Source organism: Hydrogenophaga sp. L76 (genome assembly GCF_057654755.1).
In genome coordinates this window covers 3,434,353-3,455,233 of record NZ_CM172807.1, presented here as the reverse complement: position 1 = coordinate 3,455,233, position 20,881 = coordinate 3,434,353, and the positions used below count along the sequence as shown (strand labels likewise).

Annotated in this window: 25 protein-coding genes; 16 read left to right on the top strand and 9 right to left on the bottom strand. The window is 66.5% G+C overall.

Features of this window, described 5'->3' with window-relative positions; all coding sequences use genetic code 11:
• Positions 1 to 26: 26 nt before the first annotated feature.
• The 7 genes from AC23D4_RS16875 to AC23D4_RS16845 form a co-directional block, all read right to left on the bottom strand.
• Positions 27 to 359, bottom strand: a complete 333-nt coding sequence (locus AC23D4_RS16875) for a S24 family peptidase (protein ID WP_472886741.1) — start codon at positions 357 to 359, stop codon at positions 27 to 29.
• On the bottom strand, positions 356 to 1,855 hold the full coding sequence (locus tag AC23D4_RS16870; protein ID WP_472886740.1) for a 2Fe-2S iron-sulfur cluster-binding protein: 1,500 nt from the start codon (positions 1,853 to 1,855) through the stop codon (positions 356 to 358). Before AC23D4_RS16870 ends, AC23D4_RS16875 begins: the two co-directional genes overlap by 4 nt.
• Positions 1,856 to 1,916: 61 nt before the next feature.
• Entirely contained in the window at positions 1,917 to 2,870 is a 954-nt protein-coding gene (locus tag AC23D4_RS16865; RefSeq protein ID WP_472886739.1) for a TauD/TfdA family dioxygenase, read from the bottom strand.
• Between the two features lie 2 nt (positions 2,871 to 2,872).
• Positions 2,873 to 3,481: a hypothetical protein gene (locus AC23D4_RS16860; RefSeq protein ID WP_472886738.1), complete on the bottom strand. Its 609-nt coding sequence runs from the start codon at positions 3,479 to 3,481 to the stop codon at positions 2,873 to 2,875.
• 11 nt (positions 3,482 to 3,492) lie between these two features.
• On the bottom strand, positions 3,493 to 3,822 hold the full coding sequence (locus AC23D4_RS16855; protein ID WP_472886737.1) for a TusE/DsrC/DsvC family sulfur relay protein: 330 nt from the start codon (positions 3,820 to 3,822) through the stop codon (positions 3,493 to 3,495).
• A gap of 38 nt (positions 3,823 to 3,860) precedes the next feature.
• Positions 3,861 to 4,487, bottom strand: a complete 627-nt coding sequence (gene cas6, locus AC23D4_RS16850) for a type I-MYXAN CRISPR-associated protein Cas6/Cmx6 (protein WP_472886736.1) — start codon at positions 4,485 to 4,487, stop codon at positions 3,861 to 3,863.
• On the bottom strand, positions 4,484 to 4,711 hold the full coding sequence (locus AC23D4_RS16845; protein ID WP_472886735.1) for a DUF6967 family protein: 228 nt from the start codon (positions 4,709 to 4,711) through the stop codon (positions 4,484 to 4,486). Before AC23D4_RS16845 ends, cas6 begins: the two co-directional genes overlap by 4 nt.
• A gap of 271 nt (positions 4,712 to 4,982) precedes the next feature.
• Here AC23D4_RS16845 and dsrA point away from each other — a divergent pair, with 271 nt between their 5' ends.
• The 16 genes from dsrA (at position 4,983) to cobA (ending at position 18,746) form a co-directional block, all read left to right on the top strand.
• Positions 4,983 to 6,281, top strand: a complete 1,299-nt coding sequence (gene dsrA / locus AC23D4_RS16840; protein WP_472886734.1) for a dissimilatory-type sulfite reductase subunit alpha — start codon at positions 4,983 to 4,985, stop codon at positions 6,279 to 6,281.
• A gap of 74 nt (positions 6,282 to 6,355) precedes the next feature.
• Positions 6,356 to 7,417 (top strand): dissimilatory-type sulfite reductase subunit beta, encoded by a 1,062-nt coding sequence (gene dsrB / locus AC23D4_RS16835; RefSeq protein WP_472886733.1) that lies wholly within the window; start codon positions 6,356 to 6,358, stop codon positions 7,415 to 7,417.
• Between the two features lie 22 nt (positions 7,418 to 7,439).
• Complete coding sequence (gene tusD, locus AC23D4_RS16830; RefSeq protein WP_472886732.1) at positions 7,440 to 7,799, top strand: sulfurtransferase complex subunit TusD; 360 nt, start codon at positions 7,440 to 7,442, stop codon at positions 7,797 to 7,799.
• Between the two features lie 12 nt (positions 7,800 to 7,811).
• The gene (tusC, locus tag AC23D4_RS16825; protein ID WP_210825991.1) at positions 7,812 to 8,168 is read left to right on the top strand and encodes a sulfurtransferase complex subunit TusC; all 357 of its coding nucleotides are present in this window, start codon (positions 7,812 to 7,814) and stop codon (positions 8,166 to 8,168) included.
• A 10-nt stretch (positions 8,169 to 8,178) separates the two neighbouring features.
• Complete coding sequence (gene tusB / locus AC23D4_RS16820) at positions 8,179 to 8,478, top strand: sulfurtransferase complex subunit TusB (RefSeq protein ID WP_472886731.1); 300 nt, start codon at positions 8,179 to 8,181, stop codon at positions 8,476 to 8,478.
• Positions 8,479 to 8,525: 47 nt separating this feature from the next.
• The gene (locus AC23D4_RS16815; RefSeq protein ID WP_472886730.1) at positions 8,526 to 8,858 is read left to right on the top strand and encodes a TusE/DsrC/DsvC family sulfur relay protein; all 333 of its coding nucleotides are present in this window, start codon (positions 8,526 to 8,528) and stop codon (positions 8,856 to 8,858) included.
• A gap of 76 nt (positions 8,859 to 8,934) precedes the next feature.
• A complete protein-coding gene (locus AC23D4_RS16810) occupies positions 8,935 to 9,663 on the top strand; it encodes a respiratory nitrate reductase subunit gamma (RefSeq protein ID WP_472886729.1) in 729 nt (242 codons plus the stop codon).
• 18 nt (positions 9,664 to 9,681) lie between these two features.
• On the top strand, positions 9,682 to 11,211 hold the full coding sequence (dsrK, locus tag AC23D4_RS16805) for a sulfate reduction electron transfer complex DsrMKJOP subunit DsrK (protein ID WP_472886728.1): 1,530 nt from the start codon (positions 9,682 to 9,684) through the stop codon (positions 11,209 to 11,211).
• Positions 11,212 to 11,246: 35 nt separating this feature from the next.
• A complete protein-coding gene (locus tag AC23D4_RS16800; RefSeq protein WP_472886727.1) occupies positions 11,247 to 13,199 on the top strand; it encodes an NAD(P)-binding protein in 1,953 nt (650 codons plus the stop codon).
• Between the two features lie 5 nt (positions 13,200 to 13,204).
• Positions 13,205 to 13,690 carry a hypothetical protein gene (locus AC23D4_RS16795; protein WP_472886726.1) on the top strand — a complete coding sequence of 162 codons (486 nt, stop codon included), beginning with the start codon at positions 13,205 to 13,207 and terminating at the stop codon, positions 13,688 to 13,690.
• Entirely contained in the window at positions 13,687 to 14,460 is a 774-nt protein-coding gene (gene dsrO / locus AC23D4_RS16790) for a sulfate reduction electron transfer complex DsrMKJOP subunit DsrO (RefSeq protein ID WP_472886725.1), read from the top strand. Before AC23D4_RS16795 ends, dsrO begins: the two co-directional genes overlap by 4 nt.
• Before the next feature lie 15 nt (positions 14,461 to 14,475).
• On the top strand, positions 14,476 to 15,696 hold the full coding sequence (gene nrfD, locus AC23D4_RS16785) for an NrfD/PsrC family molybdoenzyme membrane anchor subunit (protein ID WP_472886724.1): 1,221 nt from the start codon (positions 14,476 to 14,478) through the stop codon (positions 15,694 to 15,696).
• An 11-nt stretch (positions 15,697 to 15,707) separates the two neighbouring features.
• Positions 15,708 to 17,120: a cobyrinic acid a,c-diamide synthase CobB gene (locus AC23D4_RS16780; protein ID WP_472886723.1), complete on the top strand. Its 1,413-nt coding sequence runs from the start codon at positions 15,708 to 15,710 to the stop codon at positions 17,118 to 17,120.
• Positions 17,117 to 17,491 carry a TusE/DsrC/DsvC family sulfur relay protein gene (locus tag AC23D4_RS16775; protein ID WP_472886722.1) on the top strand — a complete coding sequence of 125 codons (375 nt, stop codon included), beginning with the start codon at positions 17,117 to 17,119 and terminating at the stop codon, positions 17,489 to 17,491. The genes AC23D4_RS16780 and AC23D4_RS16775 overlap by 4 nt, the downstream gene beginning before the upstream one ends.
• Positions 17,492 to 17,505: 14 nt before the next feature.
• Positions 17,506 to 17,898: a hypothetical protein gene (locus AC23D4_RS16770; protein WP_472886721.1), complete on the top strand. Its 393-nt coding sequence runs from the start codon at positions 17,506 to 17,508 to the stop codon at positions 17,896 to 17,898.
• Positions 17,895 to 18,746, top strand: coding sequence for a uroporphyrinogen-III C-methyltransferase (gene cobA, locus AC23D4_RS16765; protein ID WP_472886720.1), 852 nt, complete (start codon positions 17,895 to 17,897; stop codon positions 18,744 to 18,746). The genes AC23D4_RS16770 and cobA overlap by 4 nt, the downstream gene beginning before the upstream one ends.
• Before the next feature lie 16 nt (positions 18,747 to 18,762).
• Here cobA and AC23D4_RS16760 read toward each other — a convergent pair whose 3' ends face one another.
• Positions 18,763 to 19,488, bottom strand: coding sequence for a response regulator (locus AC23D4_RS16760; protein WP_472886719.1), 726 nt, complete (start codon positions 19,486 to 19,488; stop codon positions 18,763 to 18,765).
• The gene (locus tag AC23D4_RS16755) at positions 19,485 to 20,681 is read right to left on the bottom strand and encodes a GAF domain-containing sensor histidine kinase (protein ID WP_472886718.1); all 1,197 of its coding nucleotides are present in this window, start codon (positions 20,679 to 20,681) and stop codon (positions 19,485 to 19,487) included. Before AC23D4_RS16755 ends, AC23D4_RS16760 begins: the two co-directional genes overlap by 4 nt.
• Positions 20,682 to 20,881 lie beyond the last annotated feature (200 nt).

The window sequence follows — 20,881 nt, the reverse complement described above, 5'->3', positions numbered from 1 at the left end:
GAGGTTCCTCAGAACAGGGGTTTCGCTCAGACGTAGCGTTTGCTGGCACGGCGCCGCCCGGGCAGCGCCTTCTGGATGATGACGCCCCGAACGGCCGAGAGATCCGGCAGCGACCGGTCGGCGAAGGCCGGGTTCAGCGCGTGCAGCGTCCAGCCGTTCGCCTGCTGGCAGAGCTGGCGGAAGATCCATTCACCGGCGTGCTGGGCCAGCACGAAGCTGCCGTCGCGCACCAGGCCCTCGGGTTCGATGAGGATGATCTCGCCCTCCAGGAACTCGGGCTCCATGCTGGTGCCGAGCACGCGCAGGGCGAAGGCTTCACTACCACTGCAGGCGGACTCCGCGGGCAATGACTCGCTCATGCCATTTCCCCCACCGGCTCGGTCAGCATCAGGGTGTGGATCTGCGCCGCCGGCACACCCGCGGCCCGCAGTTCGGCGTCGATCGCCTCCACGAAAGCCGCCGGTCCGGCGAGGTAGAAATCGCAGTCGATTTCGAACAGGTCGGCGCGCATGGCACGCGCGAGCTGCAGCGCGCCAAAGGTCACGTCGGGATCGGCCAGCAGTTCGTACTCGAACAGGTCCAGAGCTTCCGACCAGGCCCGGCACTGGTTGGCGAGGAAGTGGCCGTCCGGCCGCGTGGCGAGCCAGAAGAGCGAGAGCGAAGGTGCGCTGTCGAGCGACAGGGCATGTTCGATCAGGCTCTTGACCGGGGCAAAACCGGTGTCGCAGGCGGCGAAGACCAGCGGCCGGGCGCTGTCGGCCAGCACGAAGTCACCCACAGGCCCCCACACCGTGACGTTGTCGCCGGCCTGGATGCCATCGGAAAACAGCTGGCGGGCAAAAGGGTCCCGCGCATGGCGCTCGACGAAGAAGTGCAGGTTGCGGTCGTCGCACGGGCAGCTGGCGATGGGGTACAGGGCGTGCACGTCGCTGCCGTCGGGGCGGTTCAGGCCCAGCGTGACCGACTGACCGGCCAGGAAGCGCAGGCGGTGGCTGCGCGGCGTCTGCAGGTGCAGCAGCCGCGTGCCCGGCGCGAGCTGCGTGACGGCGCGCACCGTGGTCACGATCTGCTGCTGCGGAATGTCCTGCGGGCCACGGGCCTCCAGCAGTTCCAGCGTGAGCTCGCTGCTGGCCGCGGTGTGCGCGCACGCCAGCGTGTAGCCCTGGGCCCGCTCAGCCTCGGACAGCGGGTAGTCGCAGGGCTGGGTGCGTGCCACCTCGCCCGAAATCACGCGCACCTTGCACATGCCGCAGGTGCCGTTGCCGCAACCGTAGTTGAGCTTGAGTCCGGCGCGCAGGCCGGCCTGCAACAGGGTGTCGTGCCCCTCGACACAGAACTGGTGTCCGCTGGGGCGCACCGTCACCTGGGCTGTCATGACTTTGAGCATGTCGTCCATCACCGTGAGCAGATCGGCCTGTTCGGTCGCGAGCGCCTGCGTCAGACCCTGGTCGACAAAATCCTGCAGTTCGGACAGCGCCAGCGGCGTGGCGCCGTCGTCTTGCAGGGCATGGATGCGCGTCTGCAGCGCAATCACCAGCGCGTGGTAACGCTGCAGCAAACGCCGCACATCGGCCAGCTCCTGCGTCTGGTGGAAGAGCCGCTGCGCGAGCACCTCCTGGCTGGGCAGCAGCCGCTCGCGCAGGCGCTTGCCGAAGGCCTCGTCGCGGATGTGGGCCACCCGCTCCAGCAGGCCGGTTTCTTCGAACTGCACGCCGGGGTACAGCCGCAGCAGCTCGTCGGTGGTGACCAGTCCGTCGTTGAGCACCAGCGCGCCGCTGCGCACCTGCTGCTGCAGCACGCCACGGGGCACGCCGACCAGCTGGGCGGCGCGCCAGATCGTCAGCCAGTGGCTCATCGGAACACCTCGCCCAACGGGCAACGGTGCGCGCTGGCGTGGGAGCGGCCCGGCGCTGCGCTCACAACTGCAGCTCCGGCTGGGCCGCCTGCAGCGCGTGGCGATGCGGTGCTGGCGGTGCGCCGACACGGTCGAGGTAACGCGCCCGGTACAGCAGGCGCGGCCGCTGCGGGTCGTCGGTGAAGGCACTGCGATCGTGCGGCACGTTGTTGCAGACGACGCCCATGCCGGGCTGCAGCTGTACGTGAAAAATCCAGGGCACGTCGCTGGACAGCAGCTGCTCCAGAAAAGCGACCGCCGCACGCGTGTCGGGGTCGTCCTTCCAGGCGATGCTGCGCGTGCGCGCGGTGTAGCGCATGTGCAGCGCGTGCTCACCGTCAAGGCCCGTCAACACGCTGAACACCGGGCCGCTCTGGGCGGGGCGGGCCACACCGTTGTCGTCCGCCCGCTCGGGAATGGTCATGGCGTCGGGCGCCATGAGCGCGCGCACCCACGCGGGGTTGGCATCGCGCAGCGCGATGTAGACCCGGTGATGGTCCACCAGCCCGCTGACACCGCCCTCGCCGGCCGCGCGCACGCAGTGCAGGACCATGCCCTCGATGCGGCGCGACTGCGGGTGGTAGTAGCCGTCGGTGTGCCAGCGGATGGGTTTGTCGGTGTAGGGGATGAAGTCGGCTCGCGCGCCCGCCGGCTGCGTCGATACCGCGATCGGCGAGATGCCGTCTTCGTCGGCCAGCCAGTTGGCGTCGAGCCGGTGCAGGCCCAGCTGAGCACCGAGCAGGCGCGGTAGCGACTTGTCCTCTTCGACAACAGGGCTGCGGTAGACCACCATGTTGGCGCGCGCGCAGGTGTGCAGCAGGGCGGCGCGTTCGTCGGCGCTCAGGTGCCGCGGATCGGCCACGTCCACGATCAGGTCTTCCGCACGCACCGGCTGGGTGGCCAGCTTGGTGGCCCGCCACTGCGCGTACGCCTGCGGTTGGTCGAGGTCGAACGGGCTGGGGGAGGTGGCTGTCATGTCTAGTCTCCGCTCATGGAGGCGCGGCGTTTCGGTCGCGGCTCGGTGGACAGTGCGCCGTGCATGCCCCGGCGCACCATCTCCAGCGCCTCCGGCACCTCGACGGCCATCAGCTGGTCTTTGACCCAGTGCTGGTCCTTGGCCGGCATGACGCCCTCGATGCGGCTGCCCAGGTAGCGCACGAAACCGAAGTCCGGCCCCTCGGGGCCATGCCCGAAGTCGGCATAGGCCTCGCCGAGTTCGTTGCAGAAATCGATGAACTGGTTGCGCCAGCTGTCCGCACCCTCGGGTGGCAGCCCCAGCCATTCCTGCTCGCTTTCCTCCAGGATCTCGGCCACGCGGCGCACCAGTGCAGCGGTGAACTCGCCGCGTTGTTCCGCGCCCATGCGCTCGAACGCCATGCGGTCCACCACCTGGATCAGGAAGCCCAGGATTTCCCGCATGAAGGCGAAATATTGCGGCCCGACGTCGATGTCGAACCGGGCCTCGCGCATCTGCTTGACCATGTTCTGCGTCACGCGCCAGACGATGAAGGCCAGCACACTGGCGGTCTCCTTCGCGGACTTCGGTCGCCCGTTGTCAAACCACTGGTTCTTGATGCGCAGGGCCATGGTGCAAACGGTCAGTATCCGCCCTTGCCCAGCGGCTGGGGAAGCCCGGCCACCTTCGCCGCCTGCTTGGCCGGCCCGAGCGGAAACAGGTCGTACAGGTACTTGCTGTCCACCCCCTGGCGGATCTCGCTGTAGCCCTTGAGCATGTTGCGGAAGTTGGGCGTGTGGCCGTGCTCGCGGTACTGGTCGCGCATGTAGCGGATGACTTCCCAGTGCGCATCCGACAGGACCAGGCCATCGGCCGCTGCGATCACCTGCACCGCCTCTTCGCTGTAGTCGGGTTCGAGCAGGTAGCCTTCGGCATCGGTTTCGAGTTCAACGCCATTGATCTGGTAGCCCATGCTGGTGTCTCCGTGTTGGGGGGTTGAGAAAATCGAAGCTATTCACCGACCGCCGCGGCCGACTTGTGCGGCACGAAGATGCCGCAGCCCAGCAAGCGGTGACGGCCCAGTCCGTGTTCCTGCAGCAGCAGCGAATCCGCCTGGCTGAGTCCGTGCAGCATCAGGCTGAACGTGGTCTGCGCGCCACCGGGCCAGTCGCGCTGCTGGCGCTTGCCGCAGACCAGCTGCGAGCGCACCTGCAGCGTCTGCAACTCGTCGTTCATCGCCTGCATGAACGCGATCTCGTCATCGGCCTCCGCGGCCACGGCATAGGCGTACAAGGTGTGGTGCGGCAGCAGTTCGCGCGGGTGCGGCAGGCCCAGGGTGGCGGTCTGTTCCCCCACCTGCAAGGACCGGCCGGCGAGTTCGATGGCGGCCGCCATGCGCTCGCGTGGCAGGCGCAGCAGCAGGCGTGTGCGCTGCGACAGCAGGGCCTCGGCTTCATTGCCCGGCACCAGCTTGAGGGGGTGGATGCCGGCCAGCGGCTCCTGATCGATCCAGGGCATCTCGCGCTGCAGCGCCGCCCGCAGGGCCGGCGCCGAATCGCGCGGCAGGCTGTGGCCGTTCAACGGAAAGACCATGTCAACCAGCGCGGTGGGCCGGGTGTCGTCGAAGGCACCGCTCATGGGGGATCGGTCCGTGTGGGCTGTTCCTGCGCCCAGCGCAGCAGCGCCTGGCCCCAGTGCTCGGCGGTCTGGGGATCGATGTCGAAGATCGTGAAGCGGCTCCCTTCACGGATGCGCGTGCGCAGCAGACTCATGCCACCGGCGTCGTGGTCGTGCTGCTGCAGCTCGATCTCCTGCCCACCGAGGGGCACCCGGAATCGGTCTAGCGGGGTGATCTGGCTCATGTCTCCGTCACTCTGTTGGCCTGCACAAGCTGGCGGGCTTTGTTCATCTGCGCTATTGGCGCAATTCCGGGGCCGGCAGTCTATAGCCGGGACGGGTGGGACCGCATAACCCATCTGGGTAGTCCCGCCTAGCCAACGAGGGGGATAGCAAGAAGACCGCCCCGGCTCCTACGATGCACCCCACACCGGAACACGGGCCGACAGAGCCCCCGCAATGCCCACGATGCGAGACCGCCGTTGTCGAAAACGGTACCCCGACAGGAGACAAGACATGGCCAAAAAGATGCACGAGACCCCGATGCTCGACGAGCTCGAGAGCGGCCCGTGGCCCAGCTTCGTGACCGGCCTCAAGCGGCTGGCCAGCGAGAAGGACTACATGGTGGACCTGATGGGTCAGCTGGAGACCTCGTACCGGACCCGCAAGGGCTACTGGAAGGGCGGCACGGTGGGTGTGTTCGGTTACGGCGGCGGCGTGATCCCGCGCTTCACCGAACTCAAGGACGCCGACGGCAAGCCCCAGTTCCCCGACGCCGCCGAGTTCCACACGCTGCGCGTCCAGCCGCCGGCCGGCATGCACTACAACACCGATGTGCTGCGCAAGATGTGCGACATCTGGGAGGAGCACGGCTCCGGACTGATCGCCTTCCACGGCCAGTCGGGCGACATCATGTTCCAGGGCGCCAAGACCGACAAGGTGCAGGACGCCTTTGACGCGCTCAACGAACTCGGCTTTGACCTCGGCGGGGCCGGCCCCGCGGTGCGCACCTCGATGAGCTGCGTCGGCGCTGCGCGCTGCGAGCAGTCGTGTTTTGACGAAGCGCGCGCCCACCGCCAGGTGATCAACACCTTCCTGGACGACATCCACCGCCCGGCCCTGCCCTACAAGTTCAAGTTCAAGTTCTCGGGTTGCTCCAACGACTGCATGAACTCGATCCAGCGCTCTGACATGGCCGTCATCGGCACCTGGCGTGACAACATGCGCACCGACGAAACCCTGGCGCGCAAGTGGTTCGACAAACACGGCATGAACGAGCTGGTGAACGACGTCATCAACCGCTGCCCGACCAAGACCATCATGCTCAAGGAGGTCAAGGACGTGGCCCAGGGTCCGAAGATTTCCAGCGTGAAGATCAACGACACGCAGTGCCTGGAGATCGACAACAGCAACTGCGTGCGCTGCATGCACTGCATCAACGTCATGACCGGCGCGCTGGCCCACGGCACCGACACCGGCGCCACGATCCTGGTCGGCGGCAAACGCACGCTCAAGATCGGCGACCTGATGGGCACGGTGGTGGTGCCCTTCATGCCGCTCAAGACCGACGAGGACTACAAGGGCCTGGTCAAGCTGGGGCAGAAGATCATCGATTTCTTCGCCGAGAACGCGCTGGAACACGAGCGCACCGGCGAGATGATCGAGCGCATCGGCCTGGTCAATTTCCTCGAAGGCATCGAGCTTGAGGTGGACCCCAACATGGTGTCCACCCCGCGCACCAACCCCTACGTGCGCACCGACGACTGGGACGAAGAAGCCGCCAAGTACATGGCGCGCAAGCAGGCTGCTGCCTGAACGGCGCAGCGCTCTCTTTTCCCCGTCCGATTTCTTCTCAACCGTCCAACCCGGGAAGGCAACCCATGGCCCAAATGCGATCCCCCATTGAGAGCGGCGTGCCGGACAACAAGCAGTTCCTGCATCCGACCCTGCTGAAAAACTACGGCAACTGGCGCTACCACGACCGGCCGCGGCCCGGCGTGCTGCACCACGTTTCGCACAGTGGCGACGAGGTCTGGTCGGTGCGTGCCGGCACCCAGCGCCAGATGGACGTGCACACGATCCGCAAGCTCTGCGACATCGCCGACACCTACGCCGAAGGGCATGTGCGCTTCACCATCCGCTCGAACATCGAGTTCATGGTGGCCGACCCGAACAAGGTGGCACCGCTGATCTCGGCCTTGACCGAGAGCGGCTTCCCCGTGGGCGGCACCGGCAACTCGGTGTCGATGATCGCGCACACCCAGGGCTGGCTGCATTGCGACATTCCGGGCACCGACGCCTCGGGCGCCGTGAAGGCCCTGATGGACGAGCTCTACACCGAGTTCATCCGCGAGGACATGCCCAACCGCGTGCACCTGTCCACCAGCTGCTGCGAGATCAACTGCGGCGGCCAGGCCGACATCGCGATCGTGATCCAGCACACCAAGCCGCCCAAGATCAACCACGATCTGGTGGCCAACGCCTGCGAACGCCCGGCCGTCGTGGCGCGCTGCCCGGTGGCCGCGATCCGCCCGGCCCTGGTCAACGGCAAGCCCTCGCTGGAGGTGGACGAGAAGAAATGCATCTGCTGCGGTGCCTGCTTCCCGCCCTGCCCGCCGATGCAGATCAACGACCCGGAGCACTCCAAGTTTGCGATCTGGGTCGGCGGCAAGAACTCGAACGCGCGCGGCAAGCCCACCTTCATGAAGATGGTCGCCTCGGGCATTCCGAACAACCCGCCGCGCTGGCCCGAGGTGTCGGAGATCGTCAAGAAGATCCTCTACACCTACAAGGCCGATGCCCGTCCCTGGGAGCGCCTGTCGGACTGGGTGGAGCGCATCGGCTGGCCGAACTTCTTCGAGAAGTGCGAGCTGCCGTTCACCAAGTACCTGATCGACGACTGGCGCGGTTCGCGATCCAGCCTGAACGCATCGACCCACATCCGTTTCTGATCAACGCCCGCGGACCCAGCACATGAAATTCGGACTACTCGTCAGCGAGGGGCCCTACACCCACCAGGCCTCCGACAGCGCCTACCAGTTCTGCGTGGCAGCGATCGCGAAGGGGCACGAGATCCAGCGCGTCTTTTTCTACCACGACGGTGTCAACAACGCCACGCGGCTGACCGAGCCGCCGCAGGACGACCGCCACATCGTCAACCGCTGGTCGTCGCTGAAGGCCGAGCACAACGTCGACCTGGTGGTCTGCGTGGCCGCTGCGCTGCGGCGCGGCATCAAGGACGAGGTGCTGGCCCCGGGCTTTCGCATCTCGGGTCTGGGCCAGCTGGTGGACAGCGGCATCAAGGCCGACCGCCTCGTGACGTTCGGCGATTGATCGGAAAGCACGATGAAAAAATTCATGTTCGTCAACCGCAAGGCCCCCTACGGCACGATCTACGCGCTGGAGAGCCTGGAGGTGGTGCTGATCACCGCCACGCTCGACCAGGACGTCAGCCTGGTGTTCATGGACGACGGCGTCTACGAGCTGGTCAAGGGCCAGCAGACCAAGGACATCGGCATCAAGAACTTCTCGCCCAGCTACCGCGCGCTGGAAGGCTACGACGTGGAGAAGCTCTACGTGGACCAGGCCTCGCTGGCGCAGCGCGGCCTGAGCGAGGCCGACCTGCTGGTGCCGGTCGAGGTGCTGGACACCGCGCAGATGGCCGAGCTGATGGCGCAGCAGGACGTGGTCCTGAGTTTTTGAGGAGAACCCCATGCTGCACATCGTCAACAAATCCCCCCACCAGGCCGGCTCGCTGGCGAGCTGCCTGCGCATGGCCCTGCCCGGCCACGCCGTGCTGCTGATCGAAGACGGCGTCTACGCCGCCACCGCCGGCAGCCCGCTGGAGGCCAGCCTGCGCGAAGCCGGTTCACAGGTCAGGTTCTACGCACTCAAGCCCGACATGGACGCGCGCGGCATGGCCTCGCGGGCCCTGGACGGCGTGACGCTGGTGGACTACGGCGGCTTCGTGGACCTGGTGGCCGAACACAGCGCTTCGAACAGCTGGCTCTGAGCCCTGAATCCACCGCATTTTCATTCCGACAACCTGAGGAAAACACCATGAGCATCGCAATCAATGGCGCCACTTACGAGACCGACGAAGAAGGCTACCTGATCAACCTGGCCGACTGGAACAAGGAGATCGCCGAGTACATCGCCGAGGAAGAGAAGGTCCCGCTGACCGACAACCACTGGGAAGTCATCAACTTCCTGCGCGAGTACTACAACGAGTACCAGATCGCACCGGCCGTGCGCGTGCTGACCAAGGCCATCGGCAAGCAGTTCGGCGAGGAAAAGGGCAACAGCAAGTACCTGTACGACCTGTTCCCCTACGGCCCCGCCAAGCAGGCCTGCAAGATCGCCGGCCTGCCCAAGCCCACCGGCTGCGTCTGAAGCTGAGGCATCCGCCCGGCCTGCCGGGTTGACCTGACTTCCTGACCCCTTCGCCACCCCGACCCAGGTCCATGTGATGAGCGCTCTCTCGATCTTCTTCGCTGCGCTGTTCTACCTGGCCACCGCCATTTTCGTGGTCGGTGTGGCGTTGAAGATCCGGCAGTACGCGGTCACGCCCGCGCCGCTGAAGATCGCCCTCACGCCCGCACCGCTCACAACCACCGGCGTGGGCTGGCGCCTGACGCGTGAGGTGGTTTTTTTCGAGAGCCTGTTTCGCTCCAACAAATGGACCTGGCTGTTCGGCTGGATGTTCCACGCCGCGCTGCTGCTGGTGGTGCTGCGCCATGTGCGCTATTTCCAGGAACCGGTCTGGCTGCCCATTGCCTTGGTCCAGCCCTTTGGCACCTACGCGGGTTTTGCCATGGTGGCCGGCCTGGCCGGCCTGTGGGCGCGGCGCTTCCTGGTGGACCGCGTGCGCTACATCTCCACCCCCTCGGACCACCTGATGCTGGCGCTGCTGATCGCCATCGGCCTCACCGGCCTGGCCATGCGCTTCGTCGCGCACACCGACATCGTCGCGGTCAAGGTGTTCATGCTGGGCCTGATGCGCCTGAGCGTGCAGCCGCTGCCCGCCGACCCGGTGCTGCTGGTGCACCTGTCGCTGGTGGCCCTGCTGATGATCATCTTCCCCATCAGCAAGCTGCTGCACGCGCCCGGCCTGTTCTTCAGCCCGACGCGCAACATGACCGACAACCCGCGCGAAGCCCGCCACCTGGCCACCTGGGCTGCGGCCCTGGACAAATAAACGGAGCACCCATCCGCCATGGCCACCGCCGCATTCACCACCCCCAAGCTGAAGGAATACCCGGTCATCCCGCTGGTGCAGCTGGGTGCCACGTCGCACCTCAAGCCCTTCGTGGCCTCGGAGGCGATCCAGAAGAACCTGGGCTTTCCGGGTGAGCTGGTCGAAGACTGGCAAGCCAAAGCCATCGACAAGATGGGCGAGCTGCTGGGCAAGTACCGCTCGCTGCGCGTCTACATGGACGCCTGCGTGCACTGCGGTGCCTGCTCCGACAAATGCCACTACTTCCTCGGCACCGAAGACCCGAAGAACATGCCGGTGGCGCGCCAGGACCTGATGCGACAGGTCTACCGCCGCTACTTCACCTTTGCCGGCAAACACTTCCCCAAACTCGTCGGCGCCAAGGACCTGACGCGCGAGGTGCTGGACGACTGGTACAGCTACTACCACCAGTGCTCCGAATGCCGACGCTGCTCGGTGTTCTGTCCCTACGGCATCGACACCGCCGAAGTCACCATGGCCGCGCGCGAGATCATGGACTCGATCGGCATGGGCCAGAAGTACGCCAACGAAATCATCGGCAAGGTGCACCGCATCGGCAACAACCTGGGCATCCCCGGGCCGGCACTGGAAGACACCCTGCTGGGGCTGGAAGAAGACACCAAGGACGAGACCGGCCTGGACGTGCGTTTCCCGCTCGACGTCAAGGGCGCCGAGGTGCTGCTGATCACGCCGTCGGCCGACTTCTTCAGCGAGCCGCACGTGGACAGCCTGATCGGCTACGCCAAGGTGTTCCACGCCGCGGGCGTCAGCTGGACGCTCTCCAGCATGGCCAGCGAAGCGGGCAACTTCGGCATGTTCATCGGCAACTACGAACAGCTGCGCAAGATCGCGCTGCGCATCCGCGAGGCCGCGCTGGAGCTGGGCGTCAAACGCATCGTGGTGGGCGAATGCGGCCATGCCTGGCGCGTGGCGTACAGCTTCTGGAACACGCTGGTGGGTATCGGCGCCGGTGGCAAGGACCCGTTTGCCATCGAACTGCAGAACCAGCTCGACCACCGCTACAAGCAGCCCATGCACATTTGCGAGTTCACGCACGACCTGATCGTGCGCGGTGCGCTGCGGTTCGACAAAGAGAAGAACGACAACCGCATCATCACCTTCCACGACTCGTGCAACGTGGCGCGCGCCTCGCGCATGGGCGACTTTGCGGGCGGCCAGTTCACCATCCCGCGCGACATCATCAAGGCGGTGGCCAACCACTTCCACGACATGGCGCCCGAAACCATCCATGAAAGCACCTTCTGCTGCGGCGGCGGTGGCGGCCTGCTGACCGACGACCTGCTGGAGCTGCGCGTCAAGGGCGCCTTGCCGCGCATGGAAGCGCTCAAGAACGTGGTGGACGAACACAGCGTGAACTTCATGGCCACCATCTGCGCCATCTGCAAGGCGCAGTTCACCAAGGTGCTGCCGCAGTACGGTTTTGACATGAGCATGGTGGGCGGTGTCCACCAGCTCGTGAGCAAGGCCATCCGGCTCGGTGACAAGTAAGCACGCGCACCGACAACGATCACAGGAGACAAGACATGTCAGCCAATCCCGAATCCGTCAGCGGCCAGCCCCTCAACTTCCGGCGCTACAAGGATGGCGACCACAAGCCGGGGCCGTGGCAGAAACAGATCTTCAACGCCGATCATTCGCACAAGTGCCCGACCTACATCCAGAGCACGCCGCCCTGCCAGGGCAGTTGCCCATCGGGGGAGGACATCCGCGGTTACCTGAACATCGTGCGTGGCATCGAGAAGCCGCCGGCCGGCATGCCCTGGCAGGAATACGCCTTCCGCCGTCTGACCGAAGCCAACCCCTTCCCCTCCGTCATGGGCCGGGTCTGCCCGGCGCCCTGCGAGTCGGGCTGCAACCGCAACCAGGTGGAAGACTTCGTCGGCATCAACTCGGTCGAACATTTCCTGGGCGAGTACGCCATTGCCAACAACCTGGCTTTCAAGAAACCGGATTTCTCCAGCGGCAAGAAGGTGGCGGTCATCGGCGGCGGCCCGGCCGGTTTGTCAACGGCCTACCAGCTCGCGCTGCGCGGCCATGCCGTCACGCTCTTTGACGAACGCGCCGAGCTCGGCGGCATGATGCGCTACGGCATTCCCGGCTTTCGCACACCGCGCCAGGTGCTCGACGCCGAGATCCAGCGCATCCTGGACCTGGGTGTGGTGGCGCGCACGAACTGCCGCATCGGCACCGACATCACGATGGACCAGATCCGCGCCGATTTCGACGCCGTGTTCCTCGGCCTCGGGGCCCAGTCCGGCCGCGGCCTGCCGGTCGATGGCGCGGATGCCCCCAACTGCGTGACCGCCACCTCCTTCCTCAAGGCCTTCAACGACGGGCGCCTGCGCCATGTGGGCAAACGCGTGGTGGTGGTCGGCGGTGGTGACACCTCGATCGACGTCGCCACCGTGGCGCGCCGCCTGGGCCACATCGACCAGATCCACGAGAGCGACCGCCCCGAGCACGCGATCGCCGGCCACGTGGCACACGACGTGGCCGCGGTGTCGGCCAAGCAGGGCGCGGACGTGACGCTGACCTCCATCTTCGCGGTGGACAAGATGCAGGCCTCGCGCCACGAGGTCGAACACGCGCTGTCCGAAGGCATCGCCATCCGCGGCGGCCTGGCGCCGGTGGGCGTGGTGCGTGGGCCAGACGGGCGCGCCACCGCGCTGCGCGTGATCCGCTGTGAAGCGAAAATCGTGGGCGGCAAGCTGGAAATCAAGAACATCGAGGGCACGGAAGAAGATCTTCCCGCCGACCTGATCGTCTCGGCGATCGGTCAGGCGGTGGACTTCACCGGGCTGGAGGAATTCAACAATGGCAAGGGCGCGGTGCCAGCCGACAAGAACTACCAGGTGCAGCCGGGCGTGTTCGCCGGTGGCGACATCATCCGCCCGCACCTGCTGACCACGGCCATCGGGCATGGTGCCATCGCAGCCGAGGGCATTGACCGCTTCCTGCAGGGCGAGGCACTGGAGAAGCGGCCCAAGATCGACGTGCACGTCTTCGACCTCCAGCGCAAGATGATCGAGAAGGGCCTGACCTTCAGCGAGGTGCACGAGCCGATCCACGGCACCGACAAGAGCAATGTGGCGATCCACAACTTCGACAACCGCTCCGACCGCTACGTGATCTCGCACAAGGAGCTGTTCCTCGGCCACTTCGCGTACACGCCGCGCCACCGTCGCACCATCGTCAGCCTCACGGCCGAGGAGGCGCTGGGCAACTTCGACGAGCGCCTGCAGGCGCTGGTGGAAGCCCAGGCGCAAGCCGAGGCCAAGCGCTGCATGAGCTGTGGCCAGTGCTTCGAGTGCGACAACTGCGTGGTCTATTGCCCGCAGACCGCGGTGTTCAAGGTGCCCAAGTCGAAATCGACCACCGGGCGTTATGTGGACACCGACTACAGCAAGTGCATCGGCTGCCACATCTGCCAGGACGTCTGCCCGACCGGCTACATCCAGATGGGTCTGGGAGAGTGACGTCGATGGGCCGGCTTCGCCACCTTTTTCGTGCTGCGGCAGCGCTCCTGCTGCTGGGCGGCGCTGCAGTGCTCGCGGCCGATGCGCCGCAGGCCCGTACGCGCGTGCCACAGCCGGTGATCGAGTCGGCACGCGGTGGCCAGTGCGTGGAAGACCCGGCCATCATGCGGCGCGACCACATGAAGTACCTCAAGCACCAGCGCGACGAAACCGTGCACGGCGGCGTGCGCGGTGCGAAGTACAGCCTGAAGACCTGCATCGAATGCCACGCCAGCCAGACCACCCAGAGCGTGGCGGCCACCAAGACCAACTTCTGCGTCAGCTGCCACAGCTTTGCCGCGGTGAAGATCGACTGCTTCGAGTGCCACGCCACCCAGCCCGCAGCGACCTCCGCCTTCCACCCGCTGGTCCATCCCTCCGGCACCACCGCCCAGCTCACCCGGCTGGTGCGCGCGCTGGGTGCCGAAACCCCTTCTGCCCCACGACCATGAAGTCGGAAACCCCAACCCCTTCGAAGGACGCTGCCCAGCCCGAGCGCCGCGGCTTCCTGGGCGTGGCCGCTGCGGGCCTGGCCGGCATCCTGCTTGCACCCGGCGTGCGCCTGATCGAGATCGCGCAGGCTGCGCCCGCCGCTGGTGCAGCCACCGTCGGTGCCGACCCCCAGGTGCGCTGGGGCATGCTGATCGACAGCACCAAGTGCAGCAGCGGTTGCACCGACTGCGTGACCGCCTGCCGCAGCGAGAACGGCCTGCCCGAGAACCCGGGACCGACCGACGCGCAGTGGATCCGCAAGATCGAGATCAAGGAAATACGAACCGGCAGGACGCAGTCGCTGCCCGTCATGTGCCAGCACTGCGCCGAGCCACCCTGCGTGGACGTCTGCCCCACAGGCGCCTCGTTCAAGCGGGCCGACGGCATCGTTCTGGTGGACAAACACATCTGCATCGGCTGCCGCTACTGCGTGATGGCCTGCCCCTACAAGGCGCGCTCCTTCATCCACGAGCCGGTGACCGGTCAGAAACCCGACGTGCCGCGCGGCATGGGCACGGTCGAAGGCTGCACGATGTGCGTGCACAAGGTGGACCGCGGCGAGCAGCCAGCCTGCGTGCAGGCCTGCAGCGCCGCCGGCCATGGCGCCATCGTGTTCGGCAACCTCAACGATCCGGAGAGCGAGATTTCCCAGCGCGTGGCCCGGTACGCCACCCGCCAGATCCGTGAGGACCTGAATCTCGACACCGGCGTGCGCTACATCGGCATCTGAAAACGAGGCCCCAGCATGAAGATCGCCCTGCGTCAAATCGAAGGCCGGAGCCCCGCCTACTGGCTGCTGCTGGCCGGTCTGCTGCTGGTCACAGCCATCGGTCTGGCTGCCGCCTGGACCATGGAACACCACGGTCACGTCATCACCGGCATGAACAACCAGATCGTCTGGGGCCTGCCGCATGTGTTCGCGGTGTTTCTGGTGGTCGCAGCCTCCGGCGCACTCAACGTGGCGTCCATGGCGTCGGTGTTCGGCAAGACGGCCTTCAAGCCACTGGCGCCACTCTCGGGCCTGCTGGCCATCGCGCTGCTGGCCAGTGGTCTGGCCGTTCTCATGCTCGACCTCGGCCGGCCGGACCGGCTGATCGTGGCCATGACCTACTACAACTTCAAGTCCATCTTTGCCTGGAACGTGATCCTGTATTCCGGTTTCATGGGCCTGGTGGTGGCCTACCTGTGGACCATGATGGAGCGTCGCATGAACGTCTGGTCGAGCTGGGCCGGCCTGGCCGCCTTCGTCTGGCGCCTGCTGCTGACCACCGGTACCGGTTCCATCTTCGGTTTCCTGATCGGTCGCCAGGCCTTCGGTTCGGCGTTGATGGGGCCGATGTTCATCGTCTACTCGCTCTCCTACGGACTGGCGATCTTCCTGCTGGTGCTGCTGGCGATCAGCCGCTGGAGCGACCGGCCGCTGGCCGCGGACATGTTCGCCCGTCTGGTGCGCCTGCAGGCCATCTTTGTCGCCTGTGCCGCCTACTTCGTGCTGGTCTACCACCTGACCAACCTCTACTTCGCCAAACAGCACGGGCTGGAGCGTTTCCTGCTGCTCGATGGCGGGCTCTACCCGGCCCTGTTCTGGATCGGCCAGATGGCGCTGGGCAGCATCCTGCCCCTGGCCCTGCTGTTGCATCCGCGCAGCCGTGGCTCGTACGCAGCCGTGGCCCTGGCCGCGCTGCTGGTGATGGCTGGCGGCATGGCCCAGATGTACGTCACCATCATCGGCAGCCAGGCCTATCCGCTGCCACTGTTTCCGGGCTTTGAAGTCAGCAGCAGCTTCAGCGACGGCGTGGTCAACGCCTACGCCCCCAGTCTGCCGGAGTGGCTGCTCGGTTTCGGTGGCTTTGCCTTGGTCGGCGTCATCGTCGTGCTGGCGATCAAATGGCTGGGCTTTGTGCCGGCGCGGCTGGACCAGTTCCCGCCCGACAGCAGCCCGCACGACCTGGCTGCCAGCCACTGAACCCCGCTGCCATGAACCGCCTGCTCGTCTCTGCCGCACACAAGTCTTCGGGCAAAACCACGGTCAGCCTGGGCCTGTGCGCGGCCTTCGCCGCGCGCGGGCTGGCGGTGCAGCCCTTCAAGAAGGGGCCGGACTACATCGACCCGATGTGGCTGGCGCGTGCGAGCGGTCGCGCCTGCTACAACCTCGATCCCTACCTCATGACGCCGGAACAGATCGGTGCCTTGTTTGCACGCCACGCAGGCGGTGCCGACATCAGCATCGTCGAGGGCAACAAGGGGCTGTACGACGGACTGGCGCTGGACGGCAGCAACAGCAACGCCGCGCTGGCGCAGCTGCTGGGCCTGCCGGTGCTGCTGGTGATCGACGCGCGCGGCATGACGCGCGGCATCGCGCCGCTGATCCTCGGTTACCAGGCCTTTGACCGCCGCATCCGCATCGGCGGCGTCATCCTGAACCGCCTGGGCGGCAGCCGGCACGAGGCCAAGCTGCGCGCCGTGATCGAACACTACACCGATGTGCCGGTGCTGGGGGCCATCGCCGAAGACACCGACCTGGCGGTGGCCGAGCGCCACCTGGGCCTGATGCCGAGCAACGAACACGCCGACGCCGCGCGGCAGATCGGCCTGATCGGCGAACGCATCGCCGCCCAGGTCGACCTCGCGCGGGTACGCGCGCTGGCCACCAGCGCGCCGGCGCTGAACCTCTCGGCCATGCCCATGGCGCCCGTGGCCAGTCCGGCGCAGCCCGTTCGCATCGCCCTGGCGCAGGACCGGGCCTTCGGCTTCTACTACCCGGACGACCTGCAGGCCCTGCGCGACGCGGGCGCCGAGCTGCTGCCGTTCGACACCCTGAGCGACCCGGCGCTGCCCGATGCCATCGACGGCCTGTTCATCGGCGGCGGATTTCCCGAGCTGTTCATGCACGAGCTGCAGGCCAATGCTTCGCTGCGCACGCAGATCGCCTCTGCCATAGCAGCCGGCCTGCCCACCTACGCCGAATGTGGCGGCCTGATGTACCTGGCGCGTTCGCTGCAATGGCGCGGCGAACGCTGCGAGATGGTGGGCGCGGTGGCGGGCGATGCCACGCTGCATCAGAAGCCGGTGGGACGCGGCTATGTGCACCTGGCCGCCACCGAACACATGCCCTGGGCCGGTCTGCAGGGTGAGGCTGTGCGCGCCCACGAATTCCACTATTCCAGCCTGGACGGGCTGCCGGCAGACACGGTTTACGCCTGGCGGATCACGCGCGGCCACGGCATCGATGGGCGGCACGACGGCGTCGTGATGCACAACCTGCTGGCCACTTACGCCCACCTGCGCAGCGTGGCGGGCACCGATTGGGCACGGCATTTTGTCGACTTCGTGCGTGCCCGGCGTTCGCTCTGCGCCCGCGTGGAACAACCAGAGAGGCTCGTCGCATGAACGCTACGCTCACGCCCCCAGCCGATGCTTTCACCCGCATCCTCATGGTCAACGGTCACCCGGTCGAAACCGACTCCGAAGGCTACCTGCGGCATCTGGGCGACTGGTCGGAAGACTTCGTGCGCGCGCTGGCCGCACAAGAAGAACTGACGCTGACAGATGAACACTGGGAGCTGGTGCGCTACCTCCGCGCGTACTACGCCGAGCACGGCGTGCAGGCCCAGGTGCGCGCCATGATCAAACACTTCACGGTGGTCTGGGGCCCCGAACGCGGCAGCAACCACCACCTGCACGACCTCTTCCCCCGTGGGGGTCCGCAGAAACAGGGCAACCGGCTGGCCGGCCTGTTGCGCACCAAAGGCGAACACTGAAAGCGGCCCACAGCATGTTCACACTCACAGCAACCGCAGCAGAACAGATACGACAGGCGGCCCGCGAGAGCGACGCCGAGCAACTGGCCCTGCGCGTGGCCGCGCGGCGCGAGCCCGACGGCTCCATCGGCTATGGCATGGGCTTTGACGATGCCGCCGACAACGACACGCGCCTGATGCTGGAGGATGTGGCGGTGGTGATCGCCGCGGCGCACGCCGACCTGCTGGAAGACACCGTGCTCGATTTCGTCGAGCTGGAGCCGGGCCAGTTCAACTTCATTTTCGTGAGCCAGCAACTGGTGGCCCAGCCCCCCGCCGCCAGCGGCTGCAGCACCGGCGGTGGTGGTTGCGGCAGCGGTGGCTGTGGCACGGGTGGCGGTTGTGGAACGGGGAGTCGATACCTATGAACATCCGACCTTTTGGCCAGCGATCACGCGGCTGTGTCTACCTGGTGGGCGCCGGGCCCGGCGACCCGGAACTGCTGACGCTCAAGGCGGTGCGCCTGCTGGAGCAGGCCGACGTCATCGTCTACGACAACCTGGTGTCCTCGGGCGTGCTGGACTTTGCGGCACCGGGCGCGCAGCGCATCTTTGCCGGCAAGCGGCGCAACGAACACACCATGCGCCAGGAGCAGATCAATCTGCTGCTGGTGCAGCTGGCGCGCGAGGGCAAGCAAGTGGTGCGCCTCAAGGGGGGCGACCCCTTCGTCTTCGGCCGGGGTGGCGAGGAGATGCAGGAGCTGGCCGCGCACGGCGTGGACTTCGAGGTGATCCCCGGCGTGACCGCCGCCTGCGGCGTGGCCAGCTACGCAGGCATTCCGCTCACGCACCGCGACCACGCCCAGGTCGCCATGTTCGTCACCGGCCACCTGAAGGACGGCAGCGCCAACCTGGACTGGGAAGCGCTGGTGCGCCCGAACCAGACCGTGGTGATCTACATGGGGCTGAACGCCCTGCCCGACATCTGCCGCCAGCTGATGGCGCACGGCGCCCCGTCCACACGGCCCATTGCCGCCGTGCAACACGGCACCCTGGCCACACAGCAGGTGCTCACCGGCACACTGGCCGACCTGCCGGCCAAGGTGGCGGGCAGCGGCTTCACCTCGCCCAGCCTGCTGATCGTGGGTGACGTGGTCAAGCTGCACGGCACCCTGCACTGGTTCGACCCGCAGACCGGGGCCGACAGCAGCCTGTCGCCCGCCCACCACGAGGTGCCACGGCAGTTGCCTGCGCTCAACGCGGCCGCAGCCAACTGAAGTGGCGCAAAGGCTTTCAGGAAGACCGGCGCCCCGAGGGGCTCTCCGGCTCGCCGCCCTTGCCCGGATGTTCGGCCGAGGTGCGGTGCTCGAACGCAAACACGGCCGCTTCCACGCGCGAACCCAGGTCGAGCTTGGCCATGATGTGGCGCACGTGCAGCTTGACGGTGTTGTGGCTGATGTCCAGCGCCTGCGCGATCACCTTGTTGCTCTTGCCGCGCGCCACATGGTCCAGCACCTGTCGCTCCCGCTCGGTCAGCGTGTCCACCAGGTCGCGCTTGACCGAACCTTTCTGTCCGCTCTGCCACATCTGGGCCAGCTTGGCGGCCATCGCCGGGGCCACCACCAGCTCGCCGCGTGCGGCACGGCCGATGGATTCGATCACGTCATCGGGGTCCATGTCCTTGAGCAGGTAGCCCCGCACGCCGGCACGCAGTGCCGCCGACAGGTCGTCTTCGCTGTCGCTCATGGTCAGCACGACCACCGGCACATCAATACCCTCCGTGCGCACCGTGCGCAAGACGCTCAGACCATCGACCGCGCCCAGGCTCAGGTCGAGGATCATCAGCTCGGGCTGGCACTCGCGCAGCAAGGGAATCACCTGCGCGCGATCCCCGGTGGCCGCGACCACGACCATGCCGCTGCGGTTCTGCAACAACTCGGACAGCCCGCTTCGGCACATGGCGTGGTCGTCCACCAGCATCACCCGGGTCTGCATGGCCTGTGTGGCGGGCGTCGTCATGGTGTGTGTTCTGCGGTGGTGGCGGGTGCCGTGGGCAGCAGCAGGCGCACGCGGGTACCGCCACCGGCGTTTTCGCCGACCTCCAGGCTCGCCCCCAGGCGCTGGGCCCGGCTCTGCATGATCTCCAGCCCGAAATGGGTGGACGCCGAGAGCCCCTTGGCCGTGGTCACGATGGTGGAGACGCCCGGCGCGGCCATGCCCAGGCCATCGTCCTCGATCACGAATTCGAGGCCTGCGGGGGTCTTGTTGATGGCGACCACCGCATGGCGGGCCATGGAGTGCTTGGCGATGTTGGCCAGCGATTCCTGCACGATGTGAAACACCTGCACCTCCTGGGCGTCGGACAGGTTCAGGTGCCGGACCGTGTTCCGGATCTCCAGCGAGATACCGTTGCGACCGAAGAATTCGGCGGCGATGCCCTGGAGCGCGTGCAGCAGCCCCAGCGGGTCCATGCGGGTGCGGAAATAGGTCATGACCTCGCGCAGGTTGTCATGCACCTCCCCCACCGCCTGCTTGACGTCCGAGAAGTACTTGATGGCTTTCGGGTCGTCGTGGGCCAGCATCGCATCGTTCAGCAGCGGCAGGCGCATCCTCGCGTAGGCCAGCGTCTGCGCAATGGCATCGTGCACTTCGTTCACCATTTCCTGGCGTTCCTTCATCACGGTCAGCCGCAGACGCTCGCGCTCGATCCGGGCATTGTGCAGCGACAGGCCCAGGAGCTGCCCGATCAGACGCAGGATGGTCTGCGTCGTCGGCGGGATCTGGACCCTGGACTCAAAAAACAGGTTGTAGATGCCCAGCACCTGATCGGCGTGCGACAGCGAGATGGCCAGCACACCTTTGCATTGCCCACCGAAATAGTGCCCGCCGCCTTGCCGGTCACAGGAACGCAGATCGTCCACCCAGCCCAGCACGTCGGCGCCCACCGCGGTGCCGCACATGCCGCACCCGCGATCCACCAGTTGCTCGGCCTCCTGCACATGCTGCGGCAGGCCCTGCTGCGCCACCAGCCGCATGTGAAGCCCGTCATCGGTCACCACCCGCACGGCGCCAGCCTGTGCCCCGGCGAGATCAAGTATGGGCCCCAGAAAGCGCTGGAGCAACAACTCCAGATCGCCAGACGCAACACCTGGCACCATCACGCCCGGGATGTCGGCGCTGGCTTGTGCAGGGGAGGCGGAAAGCGTTGGCATGTTGAGGGTAGACCCAGGTCAGGCAAGGAGTCCGAACCATATTAGTCCACAAGCATGCGCTAATGCATGCTGAAAACCCCAAGGCGCGTGAGCGCATCTGCTGTTAGTGCCGATTGGGAAACCAGGCGACGGCGGCTGCCGGTCACGCTACCCATATGGGTGATGCCGGCTTACCCGTGTCGGTAATAGACGGGGATGCC

Coding starts and splice junctions, on each gene's coding strand:
- AC23D4_RS16800 (WP_472886727.1), top strand. CDS start 11,247: ATGTCAGCCAATCCCGAATCCGTCAGCGGCCAGCCCCTCAACTTCCGG.
- dsrO (WP_472886725.1), top strand. CDS start 13,687: ATGAAGTCGGAAACCCCAACCCCTTCGAAGGACGCTGCCCAGCCCGAG.
- AC23D4_RS16860 (WP_472886738.1), bottom strand. CDS start 3,481: ATGGCCCTGCGCATCAAGAACCAGTGGTTTGACAACGGGCGACCGAAG.
- tusB (WP_472886731.1), top strand. CDS start 8,179: ATGCTGCACATCGTCAACAAATCCCCCCACCAGGCCGGCTCGCTGGCG.
- nrfD (WP_472886724.1), top strand. CDS start 14,476: ATGAAGATCGCCCTGCGTCAAATCGAAGGCCGGAGCCCCGCCTACTGG.
- AC23D4_RS16870 (WP_472886740.1), bottom strand. CDS start 1,855: ATGAGCCACTGGCTGACGATCTGGCGCGCCGCCCAGCTGGTCGGCGTG.
- AC23D4_RS16795 (WP_472886726.1), top strand. CDS start 13,205: ATGGGCCGGCTTCGCCACCTTTTTCGTGCTGCGGCAGCGCTCCTGCTG.
- AC23D4_RS16770 (WP_472886721.1), top strand. CDS start 17,506: ATGTTCACACTCACAGCAACCGCAGCAGAACAGATACGACAGGCGGCC.
- tusC (WP_210825991.1), top strand. CDS start 7,812: ATGAAAAAATTCATGTTCGTCAACCGCAAGGCCCCCTACGGCACGATC.
- AC23D4_RS16780 (WP_472886723.1), top strand. CDS start 15,708: ATGAACCGCCTGCTCGTCTCTGCCGCACACAAGTCTTCGGGCAAAACC.
- dsrK (WP_472886728.1), top strand. CDS start 9,682: ATGGCCACCGCCGCATTCACCACCCCCAAGCTGAAGGAATACCCGGTC.
- AC23D4_RS16810 (WP_472886729.1), top strand. CDS start 8,935: ATGAGCGCTCTCTCGATCTTCTTCGCTGCGCTGTTCTACCTGGCCACC.
- AC23D4_RS16760 (WP_472886719.1), bottom strand. CDS start 19,488: ATGACGACGCCCGCCACACAGGCCATGCAGACCCGGGTGATGCTGGTG.
- tusD (WP_472886732.1), top strand. CDS start 7,440: ATGAAATTCGGACTACTCGTCAGCGAGGGGCCCTACACCCACCAGGCC.
- AC23D4_RS16865 (WP_472886739.1), bottom strand. CDS start 2,870: ATGACAGCCACCTCCCCCAGCCCGTTCGACCTCGACCAACCGCAGGCG.
- AC23D4_RS16775 (WP_472886722.1), top strand. CDS start 17,117: ATGAACGCTACGCTCACGCCCCCAGCCGATGCTTTCACCCGCATCCTC.
- AC23D4_RS16815 (WP_472886730.1), top strand. CDS start 8,526: ATGAGCATCGCAATCAATGGCGCCACTTACGAGACCGACGAAGAAGGC.
- dsrA (WP_472886734.1), top strand. CDS start 4,983: ATGGCCAAAAAGATGCACGAGACCCCGATGCTCGACGAGCTCGAGAGC.
- cas6 (WP_472886736.1), bottom strand. CDS start 4,487: ATGAGCGGTGCCTTCGACGACACCCGGCCCACCGCGCTGGTTGACATG.
- AC23D4_RS16875 (WP_472886741.1), bottom strand. CDS start 359: ATGAGCGAGTCATTGCCCGCGGAGTCCGCCTGCAGTGGTAGTGAAGCC.
- AC23D4_RS16755 (WP_472886718.1), bottom strand. CDS start 20,681: ATGCCAACGCTTTCCGCCTCCCCTGCACAAGCCAGCGCCGACATCCCG.
- dsrB (WP_472886733.1), top strand. CDS start 6,356: ATGCGATCCCCCATTGAGAGCGGCGTGCCGGACAACAAGCAGTTCCTG.
- AC23D4_RS16855 (WP_472886737.1), bottom strand. CDS start 3,822: ATGGGCTACCAGATCAATGGCGTTGAACTCGAAACCGATGCCGAAGGC.
- AC23D4_RS16845 (WP_472886735.1), bottom strand. CDS start 4,711: ATGAGCCAGATCACCCCGCTAGACCGATTCCGGGTGCCCCTCGGTGGG.
- cobA (WP_472886720.1), top strand. CDS start 17,895: ATGAACATCCGACCTTTTGGCCAGCGATCACGCGGCTGTGTCTACCTG.